Origin of the sequence: Catellatospora bangladeshensis (genome assembly GCF_016862575.1) — a bacterium.
In the GTDB taxonomy this organism is placed as follows: domain Bacteria; phylum Actinomycetota; class Actinomycetes; order Mycobacteriales; family Micromonosporaceae; genus Catellatospora; species Catellatospora bangladeshensis.
On record NZ_BONF01000007.1, the window covers coordinates 1 to 13,253 of the forward strand.

Consider the following 13,253-nt stretch of genomic DNA (forward strand, 5'->3'; position numbering starts at 1 on the left):
CGGGGGCCACGCGGGCGTCGAAGACGCTGGGGACGATGACGCTCGGGTTGAGTTTCTCCTCGCCGACGACGTCGGCGATGGCCATGGCGGCGGCCAGCGCCATCTCCTCGGTGAACTCGCGGGCCTGGGCGTCGAGCATGCCGCGGAAGACGCCGGGGAAGGCGAGCACGTTGTTGATCTGGTTGGGCTGGTCGGAGCGGCCGGTGGCGACGACGGCGGCGTGCTTGCGGGCCTCGCGGGGGTCGACCTCGGGGTCGGGGTTGGCGAGGGCGAACACGATGGCGTTGGGGGCCATGCGGGCGATGTCGTCGCCGGTGAGCAGGTTGGGGGCGCTGACGCCGATGAAGACGTCGGCGCCGGCGATCGCGCCGGGCAGGTCGCCGGAGTAGTTGTCCTTGTTCGTGTGCTCGACCAGCCACTGCCAGTTCGGGCCGAGGTTGGCCATGTCGCGGTGCAGGGCGCCGCGGCGGTCGTACGCGATGACGTCGCCGACGCCCTGGCGCAGCAGCAGCTTCATGATCGCGGTCCCGGCGGCGCCGGCGCCGGAGACGACGACCTTGACCTCGCTGAGCTTCTTGCCGACCACGCGCAGCGCGTTGGTCAGCGCGGCGAGCACGCAGATGGCGGTGCCGTGCTGGTCGTCGTGGAAGACGGGGATGTCGAGCAGCTCGCGCAGCCGGGCCTCGATCTCGAAGCAGCGCGGGGCGGCGATGTCCTCCAGGTTGATGCCGCCGTACACGGGGGCGATCGCCTTGACGATGTTGATGATCTCCTCGGTGTCCTGGGTGTCGAGGCAGACCGGCCAGGCGTCGACGCCGCCGAAGCGCTTGAACAGGGCGGCCTTGCCCTCCATGACCGGCAGTGCGGCGGCGGGGCCGAGGTTGCCCAGGCCGAGCACGGCGGAGCCGTCGGTGACGACCGCGACGGTGTTGCGCTTGATGGTCAGGCGGCGGGCGTCGTCGGGGTTGTCGGCGATGGCCTGGCAGACCCGGGCCACGCCGGGGGTGTACGCCCGGGACAGCTCGTCACGCGTCTTCAGGTTGACCTTGGAGGTGACCTCGATCTTGCCGCCGAGGTGGAGCAGGAAGGTGCGGTCGGAGACCTTGCGGACCTCGACGCCGTCCATCGCCTCCAGCGCCTTGACGACCTGGTCGGCGTGCGCGCTGTCGGCGGTGTCGCAGGTGACGTCGGCGACCACGCGCAGGTGGTCGGAGTCGACGACGTCGACGGCGGTGACGATGGCGCCCGCCTCACCGACGGCCATGGTGAGCCGGCCGATCGCCGAGGAGTCGGCGATGACCGCCACACGTACGGTGATGGAGTATCCGGCGCTGGGCAGGCGGGTAGTGGGCACGATGTCGCCTTTCGTGAGTTCAGTCGAGTTTCATTTTCCCACCACGTGGGCACTAGGGCTCAATCGCCTGCTGAACCGCCGGGTAACCCCGGCGGTCGCGTCCGGTGTACCGGGACGCGGAAGCAATGCAGGTGCGCAGGCGTTACATCCGTGCCAACCTTGAAGCCGTCAGATCTTCGAGTAAGACGGAGGAGCAGATTTGCCTACTTTCCCGGACACCCTGGTGGCCGACGAGACCACCGGTGACCTCGAGCTCGCGGAGCGCAATTCGCTGCGCCGCGTGGCCGGGCTCTCGACCGAGCTCACCGACGTCACCGAGGTCGAGTACCGGCAGCTGCGGCTGGAGCGGGTGGTGCTGGTGGGCGTCTGGACCTCCGGCACCGTCGTGGACGCGGAGAACTCCCTGACGGAGCTCGCCGCGCTCGCGGAGACCGCGGGCTCGCAGGTGCTGGAGGGCCTTATTCAGCGGCGCAGCCAGCCGGACGCGGCCACCTTCATCGGCCGCGGCAAGGTCGACGAGCTGCGCGCCGCCGTGGAGTCGACCGGCGCGGACACCGTGATCTGCGACGGCGAGCTCTCCCCGAGCCAGCTGCGCAACCTGGAGGAGCGGATCAAGGTCAAGGTGGTCGACCGGACCGCCCTGATCCTGGACATCTTCGCCCAGCACGCCAAGAGCAAGGAGGGCAAGGCCCAGGTCGAGCTGGCTCAGCTGCAGTACCTGGTGCCCCGCCTGCGTGGTTGGGGTGAGGCGCTGTCCCGGCAGACCGGTGGTTCCGGTCGCGGTGGCGGCGCGGGCGGCGGCGTGGGTCTGCGCGGTCCCGGTGAGACGAAGCTGGAGACCGACCGCCGGCGCATCCGCACCCGGATCGCCAAGCTCAAGCGCGAGATCAACGGTATGCGGGTCATCCGCGACACCAAGCGCTCGGCGCGGCGGGCCAACACGGTCCCGTCGGTGGCGATCGCCGGCTACACCAACGCGGGCAAGTCAAGCCTGCTCAACCGGCTCACCGGCGCCGGGGTGCTGGTCGAGGACGCGCTGTTCGCGACCCTGGACACGGCGACCCGCCGGACCGCGGCGCGCGACGGCCGGGTGTACACCCTGTCCGACACGGTGGGCTTCGTGCGGCACCTGCCGCACCAGCTGGTGGAGGCGTTCCGCTCCACGCTGGAGGAGGTCGCCGACGCGGACCTGGTGGTGCACGTGGTCGACGGGGCCCACCCGGACCCCGAGGAGCAGGTGCGCGCGGTACGCGAGGTGCTGGCCGAGGTCGGCGCCGACCGGCTGCCCGAGCTGCTCGTGGTCAACAAGGCCGACGCGGCGCCGCAGGAGACCCTGCTGCGGCTCAAGCGCGAGTGGCCGGACGCCGTCTTCGTGTCGGCCCACACCGGGCAGGGCATCGAGGAGCTGCGCGAGGTCATCGAGGACAAGCTGCCGGTCCCGGCGGTCGAGGTGCTCGCGTGCGTGCCGTACGACCGGGGCGACCTGGTGGCCAAGGTCCACCGAAGGGGTGAGGTGCTGGCGTCGGGACACACCGTCGCCGGAACGCAGCTCCGTGCGCGTGTCGACCGCGAACTGGCCGCTGAGCTGGGAACATTTACGATTACGGAAAGTGACTGGGTAGCCGACCCATCGTGACTTATTAATCGGGTTACACAAGACCGTGCCCGGTCGTGGCAAACTGTCCGGATGCGGTTAACGGGATTCCTGGTGAAGGCAGGTTCGGCCGTCGCCACGGTCGGCCTCGGAGTCGGGCTGGTCAGCGCCCCGGTGGGCGCAGCGCCCAGCCCGGCTCCCTCCGGCGCAGCGGGGGAGAAGGCCGTGCCGGGCACGAAGGTGTGCACCATCACCGACCCGCGTCTCACCGAACTCTCCGGCATGGTGGCCGTGCAGGGCGGCTTCTATGTGATCAACGACGGCAACGACGATGCCAGTCGCGAGAAGATCTTCAAGCTCACCGACAAGTGCAAGGTCTCGCAGACCAGCTACGCCTACCCCGATCCCGGCGCGGCGGACCCCGAGGATCTGGCGCTGGACCCCGACGGCAAGACGATCTGGATCGCCGACACCGGCGATTCGAAGATCACGCAGGACTTCACGGTCGAGCACACCCGCGCCCGCATCGCGCTGTGGAAGCTCTCCGGCGGCAAGGTGACCGGGCCCTTCCGGATGAGCTACCCGGCGAAGAAGTTCGACTCCGAGGCGCTGATCATGACGGCCAAGGGCCCGATCATCGTCACCAAGGACTGGGACTTCGCCGCCGCCGAGGGCAAGACCTACCTGTTCGCGCCGACCACCTGGCCGATCACCGCGAAGAACGAGACCGCCGTGCCGATGAAGGAAGTCGGCTCGATCAAGCTGCTGCGCACCGACACCGTCAACCCGTTCAGCAGCCTCGGCCGCCGCCAGGTGACCGGTGCGGCGCAGAACGCCGACGGCAGCAAGGTCGTGCTGCGCACCTATGCCGACGCCTACGAGTGGGATGTCAAGGACGGCGACATCGTCGGCGCGCTGACCAAGAACGAGCCCCGGGTCACGCACCTGCCCGAGGAGCCGATGGGCGAGGCGATCACGTACTCGGCCGACGGCGACAGGTTCTTCACCGTCTCGGAGACGCAGCAGACCAAGACGCCGAACACCCCCGCGCAGGAAGCGGTGATTCTCGGCTACACCCCGTCCACCAAGGATTTCACCGAGGCGGCCCCGGCTGACGGCCCGGCGAAGAAGTCCGAGAAGGCGTGGTACCTGTCGCTGTTCAGCACCATCGACCAGCTCTACATCGCACTGGCCGGCGTCGGCGTGTTCGGCGTGCTGCTGGTCGTGCTCGGCGTGGTCGGCGTGCTGAAGTCGCGCAAGCGGCGCGGCCGCAAGGGCGGCGACGAGGACGACCTGGTGCCCGCCGACAACTCGGCGACCACGCTGCTCGCCCCGGTGGGCGCGGGCGTGGGCGGCGGCTACCAGTCCGGCTACTACGCCGACCCGGGCGGCTACGACCAGGGCTACGGCCAGCAAGGCGGGTACGGCCAGCCGCAGGGCTACCCGCAGGCGGGCGGCTACGACCAGGGTTACGGGCAGCAGGGCGGTTACGACCCCGGCTACGGCCAGCAGCAGGGCTACCCGCAGGCCGGCGGCGGCTACGACCCCGGCTACGGCGGCCAGCAGGGCTACGGGCAGCAGGGCGGCCAGTACGGCGGCGGCTACCAGCAGTACCAGGCCGAGCCGGCGTACTACGACGGCGGTTACCAGAACCAGCCGGGCTACGACCCGTACCAGCGCTGATCTTTGAAAAAGAAGCGGCCCGTCCCCGGAAGGGGGCGGGCCGCTTTGCTGCTGTCGTGGGGTCAGACCCGGCGCATCACGAAGACGACCTTGCCGAGGATGACCGCCGCGTCGCCGGGGATCGGGTCGTAGGCGGGGTTGCGCGGCATCAGCTGCACGTGGCCGTCGCGCAGGCGGTAGACCTTGACGGTGGCCTCGCCGTCGATCATCGCGGCCACGATGTCGCCGTTCTCCGCGGTGGGCTGCTGGCGGACCACCACCCAGTCGCCGTCGCAGATCGCGGCCTCGATCATCGAGTCGCCCTTGACCTGGAGCGAGAACAGCGTGCCCTGACCGACCAGCTCGCGCGGCAGCGGCAGCACCTCCTCGATCGACTCCTCGGCGAGGATCGGGCCACCGGCCGCGATGCGGCCCAGCAGCGGCACGTAGACCGGGGTGGGCCGGGCGGCGAGCGCCGCCTCCTCGTCGGGATCGGCCGCGGTGCGCACGTCCACCGCGCGCGGGCGCGACGGGTCACGGCGCAGGAAACCCTTGCGCTCCAGCTCCTTGAGCTGGTAGGCGACCGAGGACGGGGAGACCAGGCCGACCGCCTCGCCGATCTCGCGCACGGTGGGCGGGTAGCCGTGCTGCTCCACCCAGTCGCGGATGACGGCGAGGATGCGCTTCTGCCGGCTGCTCAGGTCGGCGGTCTGCAGGTCCGCAGGGGAGGCGCTGGTCGCGGCGACCGCGCGCAGAGGCCCCGCGCCGGCGGGCGCGGCCGGCGGCCGACCGGGCCGGGACGCTCGCTCTGTGGGGGACATGTCGGACCTCCGGTGGATAGTGACAGTGGCGGCGACTCTTACCGGACACACTAATGCGACATGATGTCAGTTTCAAACATCTGTACGACTCTGTCGATGGTGTCACGCATGTTTCACGTGTGGGTGACGGTACGTGTTGTTGTCCGCGACACGCCACAAGCAAGCGCGTTTCAACTTGCCTCCGGGGCGTCGGGGGCATAGTTTCAACACCACATCTTGTGGTGGCTTCGAGCCGACCGCCCATAGATTGGGGTAAGAACCCCAACTGGCGGTATGGCCGATGCCCCGCACCCGCACCCACCCCCGGGCGGCCGCGACGCGGCGGACGCCGGCGGTGCCGTGCCCGGAGTGCGGGGTCCCCGCCGCCCGGGAGCGACGACGACGTGGGAGGTGACAGCGATGCGATGCCCGTACTGCCGGCACCCGGACTCCCGCGTGGTGGACTCCCGCGAGGCCGAGGACGGCCAGATCATCCGCCGGCGCCGGCACTGCCCCGAATGCGGCAAGCGGTTCACCACGGTCGAGGAATCGGTGCTGGCCGTGGTCAAGCGCAGCGGGGTGACCGAGCCGTTCAGCCGGTCGAAGATCATGAACGGGGTGCGCAAGGCCTGCCAGGGGCGGCCGGTGGACGACGACTCCATCGCGCTGCTGGCCCAGCGGGTCGAGGAGGCGGTCCGCGCGCGGGGAGCGGCGGAGGTGCCCAGTCAGGAGGTCGGGCTGGCCATCCTCGGGCCGCTGCGCGAATTGGACGAGGTGGCCTACCTGCGCTTCGCCTCGGTGTACCAGGACTTCCAGTCCGCCGACGACTTCATCCGGGAGATCGAGGCGCTGCGCGCGGCGGCCAAAAAAGATTCCGCGGGGACGGTTGAAGACTGCGCCGATGGGCAAGAGGCGGCGGACGAGACCGCGAAAGCCGGTCAGCACGCGGGCTGAGGCCCGCCATCAAGACGTTGTGTTGAGTTGTTGAGTAGTTAGAGAACCTTGAGGGGGCTGACGATGGGGGAGAACGCCACGGCGAGCGCGAAGCGCACGCGGGCGAACGCCGGAGGTCTGAAGATCGAGCGGGTGTGGACGAAGGACGGCGTCCACCCGTACGACGAGATCACCTGGGAGCGCCGGGACGTCGTCATGACGAACTGGCGCGACGGCTCGATCAACTTCGAGCAGCGCGGGGTCGAGTTCCCCGAGTTCTGGAGCGTCAACGCGACCAACATCGTGACGACGAAGTACTTCCGGGGCGCGGTCGGCACCCCCGAGCGTGAGTGGAGCCTCAAGCAGCTCGTGGACCGGGTCGTGAAGACCTACCGGGCCGCCGGTGAGAAGTACGGCTACTTCGCCACCCCGGCCGACGCCGACGTGTTCGAGCACGAGCTGACCTGGATGCTGGTGCACCAGGTGTTCAGCTTCAACTCCCCGGTCTGGTTCAACGTGGGCACGCCGAGCCCGCAGCAGGTCAGTGCCTGTTTCATCCTGTCCGTGGACGACTCGGTCGACTCCATCATGGACTGGTACAAGGAGGAGGGCCTGATCTTCAAGGGCGGCTCCGGCTCCGGCGTGAACCTGTCCCGCATCCGCGCCAGCCGCGAGCTGCTCTCCTCCGGCGGCACCGCCTCCGGCCCGGTCAGCTTCATGCGCGGCGCCGACGCGTCGGCCGGCACCATCAAGTCCGGCGGCGCCACCCGGCGCGCGGCGAAGATGGTCATCCTCGACGTGGACCACCCGGACATCGAGGAGTTCATCGCGACCAAGGCGCGCGAGGAGGACAAGATCCGCGCGCTGCGCGACGCGGGCTTCGACATGGACCTGGGCGGCCGCGACATCGTCAGCGTGCAGTACCAGAACGCCAACAACTCGGTGCGCGTGTCCGACCAGTTCATGGACGCCGTCGAGAACGGCAAGCCGTTCGAGCTGCTGGGCCGCCTCGACGGCCGGGTCATCGACACCGTCGACGCCAAGGACCTGTTCCGCAAGCTGGCGCAGGCCGCGTGGGAGTGCGCCGACCCGGGCATCCAGTACGACGACACCATCAACGACTGGCACACCTGCTCCGAGACCGGCCGCATCACCGCGAGCAACCCCTGCTCGGAGTACCTGCACCTGGACGACACCTCGTGCAACCTGGCCTCGCTGAACCTGATGAAGTTCCTCGGCGACGACGGCTCGTTCGACATCGCCCGCTTCGTCAAGTCGGTCGAGTTCGTGATCACCGCGATGGACATCTCCATCTCGTTCGCGGACTTCCCGACCCAGAAGATCACCGAGAACACCCGCGCCTACCGCCAGCTCGGCATCGGCTACGCCAACCTGGGCGCGCTGCTGATGGCGTCGGGCCTGCCCTACGACTCCGAGGCCGGCCGTCAGCTGTCCGCCGCGATCACCGCGCTGATGACCGGCGCCGCCTACCGCCGCTCGGCCGAGCTGGCCGGCGTCGTCGGCGCGTACGACGGCTACGCCCGCAACGCCACCCCGCACCAGCGGGTCATGCGCAAGCACGCCGAGGCCGCCGACGCGCTCAAGCCGCAGGGCCCGGTCGCCACGCTGGTCGCCAAGGAGGCGCAGAAGCAGTGGAAGGCCGGCAACGCCCTCGGTGAGAAGCAGGGCTGGCGCAACTCGCAGGCCAGCGTGCTCGCGCCCACCGGCACCATCGGCTTCATGATGGACTGCGACACCACCGGCGTGGAGCCGGACCTGGCGCTGGTCAAGTTCAAGAAGCTGGTCGGCGGCGGCTCGATGCAGATCGTCAACCAGACCGTGCCGCGCGCCCTGCGCAACCTGGGCTACCAGGAGGAGCAGGTCGAGGCGATCACGGAGTTCATCGGCGAGAACGGCCACGTGGTCGACGCCCCCGGCCTCAAGCCGGAGCACTACGCGGTGTTCGACTGCGCCATGGGTGAGCGCGCCATCGCCCCCATGGGGCACGTGCTGATGATGGCCGCGGTGCAGCCGTTCATCTCCGGCGCGATCAGCAAGACCGTCAACATGCCGGAGACGGCGACGGTCGAAGAGGTCGAGCAGATGTACTTCGACGGCTGGCGGCTCGGCCTCAAGGCCCTGGCGATCTACCGCGACAACTGCAAGGTCGGCCAGCCGCTGTCGGTCGCCAAGAAGGAGGCCCCGGCCGCCCCCGCCGCCGCGGTCGCCCCCGTCTCGGCACCGGTCGTGGAGAAGGTCATCGAGTACCGGCCGGTCCGCAAGCGGCTGCCGAAGAAGCGCCCGTCGCAGACGGTGTCGTTCACCGTCGGCGAGGCCGAGGGTTACCTGACCGCGTCGTCCTACCCGGACGACGGCCTCGGTGAGGTCTTCCTGAAGCTCGGCAAGCAGGGCTCGACCCTGGCCGGGGTCATGGACGCGTTCTCGATCGCGGTCTCGGTCGCGCTGCAGTACGGCGTGCCGCTGCAGACGTACGTCGAGAAGTTCATGAACATGAAGTTCGAGCCGGCCGGTATGACCGACGACCCGGACATCCGCCTGTCGAACTCGGTGATGGACTACATCTTCCGCCGGCTGGCGCTGGACTTCCTGCCCTACGAGCAGCGGGCCGAGCTGGGCGTCTTCACGGCCGCCGAGCGCGCCGCGCGGCTGCGGGCCGAGGAGGAGGGCGTCGAGTACATCCCGCCGGCGCCCGCGCCGGTGAGCGCCGACGCGCCGGCCGCGCCGGTGCCCGCCGCGCGGATCGGCTCCTCCACCGAGGTGCTGGAGTCCATCACGGGCCGCGTGTCGGACGCGCCGCTCTGCTACACCTGCGGCACCAAGATGCGCCCCGCCGGCAGCTGCTACGTCTGCGAGGGCTGCGGCTCCACCAGCGGCTGCAGCTGACCCGCATCCCGTCAGGGGGTCGGACCTTCCGGTCCGGCCCCCTTTCGCGTACCCCCGGGTGGGCGTGAACGCCCCGGCGGCTGCAGTTTCGGGGAGACTGCGGGAAAGCGGGCCGTCTTAGCGGCACTTTCCCCGAAACTGCGGGCGGCGGTCAGGCGTCGGGGTGCCAGACGGCCGCGTCGTGGGCGAAGAGGACGCGGCGCGGGTTCAGTTCCGTGAGGGTGTCCAGCCAGGGGTGGTATGGCGGGAGCGGGGCGGCGGCCCCGTCGGCGGCGGCCCGGCGGGCGAGCACGGCGCAGCTGAAGTCCGTGGCGAGGTCGTAGGCCTGCCCGGCGAGCACGGTCACGTCGCCGTCGGCGTGGGACACGAGCAGGCTCTGGTGACCGGCGGTGTGGCCGGGCGTCGGCACGATCCGGATCCCGGGGGCGATCTCGACGGTGCCGTCGAGTTCGCGCAGGTCGGCGCCGGGGAAGTCGACGAGCTGGTCGAAGGTGTAGTCGCCGGCGCGGGCCGTGGCCAGCTCGACGGACTGGGTGAAGATCGGGCGGCCGGGCAGCAGCGGGTTGCCGCCGATGTGGTCGAAGTGCAGGTGGCAGTTGACGACCAGGGCGATGTCGTCGAGGCGTACCCCTGCCTCGGCCAGCGCCTCGGGGAGCGGGCGCCGGTGCGGGCGGTAGTGGGCCTCGGTCTCGTCGTCGCCGCGCCCGAGGCCGGTGTCGAAGAGCAGCAGCCCATCGGCCGTGTCGACCAGGTAAGCGAGCACCGCCTCGACGCGCGGATGCGGGGTTCCCGCCTCCTCGGCGGGGCGGATGAAGTAGCCGAGATCCAGCCGTCGCACCGCGTTGAGCTCGGTCATGTCTCTCCCGTGATCAAACTGTCGGGGGCCGTGCCTAGTGTGCCGCGCATGAACTCGTGGCACCACGCGCAGTCCGCCGCCCGGAAGTGGGGCGGCGAGCCGGAGGACTACCTGGCGATCGAGGAGTTCATCGACTCCTCGAAGCAGATCATCGGAGACGTGCGGCACCGCTCGATGTACCACCACACCGCGGGCGTCTACCTGTGCCAGCGCATCTTCGGCGACACGTTGCAGGTGGGGCGCAAGCGCATCCCGGTGCGGCTGATCGCCGAGCGGCACATCCTGGAGGACCTGGGCTGGCTGCCCTCGCCCGCCGACTACATCGCCGGGATGCCGATCAAGCCGTGGATGTCCGGCGCGCAGCGCAAGGAGGTGCCGCTGTCGGTGCTGTTGGGAAAGGACGAAGCATGAGCCACACCAGCTTCCTGGGCATCCCCGTGGAAGGGCGGATCACGCCCGGCGACCGGGTGCCGCAGCGGCCGCTCTCTGAGCTGCAGCCGCTGGTCCGCGCGTTGGTCGACGACGATGCGGTGGTCGAGTTCGGCTGGAAGCAGTACACGCCGTACTTCAACGACGGCGAGGCATGCGTGTTCGACGCGTGGGGCTTCTGGGTGCGCACCACCGCCGACCGGGCGGACGCCGGTGTCGAGGACCTGGGCGTCGGGGAGTACGACGAACCGCATCCGACCCTCGGCGGTCCGCGGCTGGACCGCGGGCAGTACCCGTACACCGAGCACCCCTATGAGGGCGACGACCCCGAGCGCTACGGGCGGGCGCGGGCGCTGGCGGACGCCGTCGGCAGTGGGGCCTTCGACGACGTGCTGCTGGAGGCGTTCGGAGACCATGCGACGGTGCGGGTCCGGCGTACGGGCATCACGGTCGAGTTCTACGACCACGATTGAGGGCACCCCGATGCTACCGGCGGTAGCATCGGGGACATGACCGCAGAACCCGTCCCGCCGCCGACAGCGGAGGGCGCACCGACCGCTGAGTTCCTGCGGGTGCTCACGCTGTATCGCCAGCTGGAGGAGGCCTCGCCGGAGCTGCGTGAGCGGCTCGACCAGGTGCTCGGACTGCCGGACAACGTCCGGATGCTCGGCCGCTCGCGCAAGGTCAGCGTCTCGATGCCGGAGGACCTCACCGACGCGGTGCAGCGGCGGGTGGGCCGTGGAGAGTTCAGCCGCTACGTCACCGAGGCCGTGGCCAAGCAGCTGGAGCTGGACCTGCTGGCCGAACTCGCGGCGCTGCTGGAAGCCGAGCACGGTGCGGTGTCGGAGCAGGCGCTGGCGGAGGCGGGTGCGGTGTGGCCCGACGCGTGACGTCCACCGGCGGCGCGCTGCTGCTGGACAGCGAGGGCCTCAGCAAGCTCGCCGCCGGTGATGAGCGGGTGCGCGCCTTCCTGGAAACCGCGCTCAACCGTCGTGCCCAGGTCGTGGTCAGTGCGATCACGCTGACGGAGGTGCTGCGCGGTGGCCCGCGCGACACCACGGTGCATCGGGTGCTGTCCCGCATCACCGCGCTGCCGGTGACCCCGGAGCTGGGGCGCCGTGCGGGGGAACTGCTCGGCGCGGCCGGCCTTTCCGGACACCGCTGCGCCATCGACGCCGTCGTGGCCGCGACCGCGCTGGCGCTGCCCCGGCCCGTGGTGCTGCTGACCAGCGATCCCGACGATCTCACCCGGCTGGTCGAGGAGCCGGAGCGGCCCAAGGACCAGCGGGTGGTCGTCGTACACGTCTGACGGTCAGATGCCCATCGCCTGGGCGATGCGCAGATGCGGCTGCGCCTCGTCGTGGCGGCTCTGGCGCTGCAGGCAGCGGCCCAGCATCAGGTGGGCGTAGTGCTCGGCGGGGTCGTGGTCGAGGATCACCCGCAGCTCCCGCTCGGACTTACGCAGCTGGGCCGAGTGGTAGTAGGCGCGCGCCAGCATCAGCCGGGGCGCGACGTCGTCGGGGGATTCCTCCACCACCGGCTCCAGGATCCTGGCAGCCGTGATGTAGTCGCCGTACTCGAAGAACAGCTTTCCGCGCTCGTACTCCTCCAGGATTCCCACGGTGTGGTCAACCCACTCGCAGGCACGCGCATTCCCTGGCTAGCATCGCCGCCATGGCTCGCTCCATCATCTCCCCGCCGGTCGCCTGAGGGCGGACGGCGCAGCACCACTGACGTGACGGCTCGGCCGTGCGTCCGGTGGCCCGTCCGCGTACGCGGAATCGCAGGCCATCGACAAGTGGAGACGGAGAGATGGAGTCCATCGAGGGGCTCGCGCCGGCGCGCGCGGGCGGGACCGCGTCGTACGGGCGCGGCATGTTCTACGTGGCGGTCGCGGCGACCGCCTGGGGCACCGGCGGCGCGGTCGCCGCGGTCCTCTACCGCACCAGCGGCCTCGGGCCCGTGGCGGTGTCGTTCTGGCGGCTGGTGTTCGGCATCGGGCTGCTGGCGGGGCTGCACCTGGCGCTCGGCGAGCGGCTCGGCGCCCGCCGGCGGGACGCGCTGGTGCTGGGCGCGGGGCTGGCGGTTTACCAGACGGCGTACTACGGCTCGATCGCGTTCGCGGGGCTGGCCGTGGGCACGGTGGTCACGCTCGGCGCGTGTCCCGTGGTCATCGCGCTGGCGGCGCGGTGGCTGCTCGGCGAGGCGCTGACCGCTGGGCGGGTGCTCGCGGTGGCGCTGGGGCTGGCGGGGCTGGTGCTGCTGGTCGGCGGCGGTGGCAGCGCGGGGGCGGCGCCCCTGCTGGGGGTCGCGTGCGGGCTGCTGTCGGCGGCCGGGTACGCCGTGGTGACGATCTATTCGCGGCGGGTGGGCGGTGACCTGTCCGGGGCGACGGTGGGTTCGTTCGCGGTGGCGGCGCTGTGCGTGCTGCCGCTGGCTGCCGCCGAGGGGCTGCTGCCGTCGGCCGGGGGTATGGCGGGGACGGCGGCGTGGCTGCTGTACCTGGGCGCGGTGCCGACGGCGCTGGCGTACCGGCTGTTCTTCGCGGGGGTGGCGGCGGTGCCGGCCACGGTGACGGCGGTGGTGACGCTGCTGGAGCCCGTGGCCGGGGTGCTGATCGCGGTGGGGCTGCTCGGCGAGCACCTGACGGTGGCGGCCGCGGCGGGCTCGGCACTGACGCTGGCCGCGGTCGCGGGCCTGGCCCGGACCGGCTAGTCACAG

The 13,253-nt window shown here is 70.7% G+C and carries 13 protein-coding genes; 9 read left to right on the forward strand and 4 right to left on the reverse strand.

Features of this window, described 5'->3' with window-relative positions:
• Window positions 1–1,354: NAD-dependent malic enzyme (locus tag Cba03nite_RS04715; RefSeq protein WP_203742259.1), on the reverse strand; the 1,354-nt coding region annotated here is incomplete at its 3' end.
• Window positions 1,355–1,553: 199 nt separating this feature from the next.
• On the opposite strand from Cba03nite_RS04715, the gene hflX reads away from it, so the two are divergent.
• Together hflX and Cba03nite_RS04725 are read left to right on the forward strand one after the other, a co-directional pair.
• Complete coding sequence (gene hflX, locus Cba03nite_RS04720; protein ID WP_203742261.1) at window positions 1,554–2,990, forward strand: GTPase HflX; 1,437 nt, start codon at window positions 1,554–1,556, stop codon at window positions 2,988–2,990.
• A 72-nt stretch (window positions 2,991–3,062) separates the two neighbouring features.
• The gene (locus Cba03nite_RS04725) at window positions 3,063–4,631 is read left to right on the forward strand and encodes a hypothetical protein (protein WP_203742263.1); all 1,569 of its coding nucleotides are present in this window, start codon (window positions 3,063–3,065) and stop codon (window positions 4,629–4,631) included.
• A gap of 62 nt (window positions 4,632–4,693) precedes the next feature.
• On the opposite strand, the gene lexA is transcribed toward Cba03nite_RS04725, so the two are convergent.
• Entirely contained in the window at window positions 4,694–5,431 is a 738-nt protein-coding gene (gene lexA / locus Cba03nite_RS04730) for a transcriptional repressor LexA (RefSeq protein WP_203742266.1), read from the reverse strand.
• Window positions 5,432–5,830: 399 nt separating this feature from the next.
• Here lexA and nrdR point away from each other — a divergent pair, with 399 nt between their 5' ends.
• Together nrdR and Cba03nite_RS04740 are read left to right on the forward strand one after the other, a co-directional pair.
• On the forward strand, window positions 5,831–6,364 hold the full coding sequence (gene nrdR, locus Cba03nite_RS04735; RefSeq protein WP_203742274.1) for a transcriptional regulator NrdR: 534 nt from the start codon (window positions 5,831–5,833) through the stop codon (window positions 6,362–6,364).
• 63 nt (window positions 6,365–6,427) lie between these two features.
• A complete protein-coding gene (locus tag Cba03nite_RS04740; RefSeq protein WP_203742276.1) occupies window positions 6,428–9,247 on the forward strand; it encodes a vitamin B12-dependent ribonucleotide reductase in 2,820 nt (939 codons plus the stop codon).
• A 151-nt stretch (window positions 9,248–9,398) separates the two neighbouring features.
• Here Cba03nite_RS04740 and Cba03nite_RS04745 read toward each other — a convergent pair whose 3' ends face one another.
• A complete protein-coding gene (locus Cba03nite_RS04745; RefSeq protein ID WP_203742278.1) occupies window positions 9,399–10,103 on the reverse strand; it encodes an MBL fold metallo-hydrolase in 705 nt (234 codons plus the stop codon).
• Window positions 10,104–10,151: 48 nt separating this feature from the next.
• Here Cba03nite_RS04745 and Cba03nite_RS04750 point away from each other — a divergent pair, with 48 nt between their 5' ends.
• From Cba03nite_RS04750 to Cba03nite_RS04765, 4 genes are read left to right on the forward strand one after another with little or no spacing between them, the layout of a single operon-like run.
• Window positions 10,152–10,514, forward strand: a complete 363-nt coding sequence (locus Cba03nite_RS04750; RefSeq protein ID WP_203742280.1) for a DUF6915 family protein — start codon at window positions 10,152–10,154, stop codon at window positions 10,512–10,514.
• On the forward strand, window positions 10,511–11,005 hold the full coding sequence (locus Cba03nite_RS04755) for a hypothetical protein (protein ID WP_203742282.1): 495 nt from the start codon (window positions 10,511–10,513) through the stop codon (window positions 11,003–11,005). Before Cba03nite_RS04750 ends, Cba03nite_RS04755 begins: the two co-directional genes overlap by 4 nt.
• A gap of 36 nt (window positions 11,006–11,041) precedes the next feature.
• Window positions 11,042–11,422: a hypothetical protein gene (locus Cba03nite_RS04760; protein WP_203742284.1), complete on the forward strand. Its 381-nt coding sequence runs from the start codon at window positions 11,042–11,044 to the stop codon at window positions 11,420–11,422.
• A complete protein-coding gene (locus tag Cba03nite_RS04765; RefSeq protein ID WP_203742293.1) occupies window positions 11,407–11,841 on the forward strand; it encodes a type II toxin-antitoxin system VapC family toxin in 435 nt (144 codons plus the stop codon). The genes Cba03nite_RS04760 and Cba03nite_RS04765 overlap by 16 nt, the downstream gene beginning before the upstream one ends.
• 3 nt (window positions 11,842–11,844) lie before the next feature.
• Here Cba03nite_RS04765 and Cba03nite_RS04770 read toward each other — a convergent pair whose 3' ends face one another.
• Window positions 11,845–12,153, reverse strand: coding sequence for a tetratricopeptide repeat protein (locus tag Cba03nite_RS04770; protein WP_203742295.1), 309 nt, complete (start codon window positions 12,151–12,153; stop codon window positions 11,845–11,847).
• 191 nt (window positions 12,154–12,344) lie between these two features.
• Between Cba03nite_RS04770 and Cba03nite_RS04775 the strand changes: the two genes are divergently transcribed.
• Window positions 12,345–13,247: a DMT family transporter gene (locus Cba03nite_RS04775; protein ID WP_203742297.1), complete on the forward strand. Its 903-nt coding sequence runs from the start codon at window positions 12,345–12,347 to the stop codon at window positions 13,245–13,247.
• The last annotated feature ends 6 nt before the right edge of the window (window positions 13,248–13,253 follow it).

Excerpts from the sequence above, each read along its gene's own strand:
- lexA (WP_203742266.1), bottom strand. The coding sequence starts at position 5,431 with ATGTCCCCCACAGAGCGAGCGTCCCGGCCCGGTCGGCCGCCGGCCGCG.
- Cba03nite_RS04750 (WP_203742280.1), top strand. The coding sequence starts at position 10,152 with ATGAACTCGTGGCACCACGCGCAGTCCGCCGCCCGGAAGTGGGGCGGC.
- nrdR (WP_203742274.1), top strand. The coding sequence starts at position 5,831 with ATGCGATGCCCGTACTGCCGGCACCCGGACTCCCGCGTGGTGGACTCC.
- Cba03nite_RS04755 (WP_203742282.1), top strand. The coding sequence starts at position 10,511 with ATGAGCCACACCAGCTTCCTGGGCATCCCCGTGGAAGGGCGGATCACG.
- Cba03nite_RS04740 (WP_203742276.1), top strand. The coding sequence starts at position 6,428 with ATGGGGGAGAACGCCACGGCGAGCGCGAAGCGCACGCGGGCGAACGCC.
- Cba03nite_RS04745 (WP_203742278.1), bottom strand. The coding sequence starts at position 10,103 with ATGACCGAGCTCAACGCGGTGCGACGGCTGGATCTCGGCTACTTCATC.
- Cba03nite_RS04760 (WP_203742284.1), top strand. The coding sequence starts at position 11,042 with ATGACCGCAGAACCCGTCCCGCCGCCGACAGCGGAGGGCGCACCGACC.
- Cba03nite_RS04775 (WP_203742297.1), top strand. The coding sequence starts at position 12,345 with ATGGAGTCCATCGAGGGGCTCGCGCCGGCGCGCGCGGGCGGGACCGCG.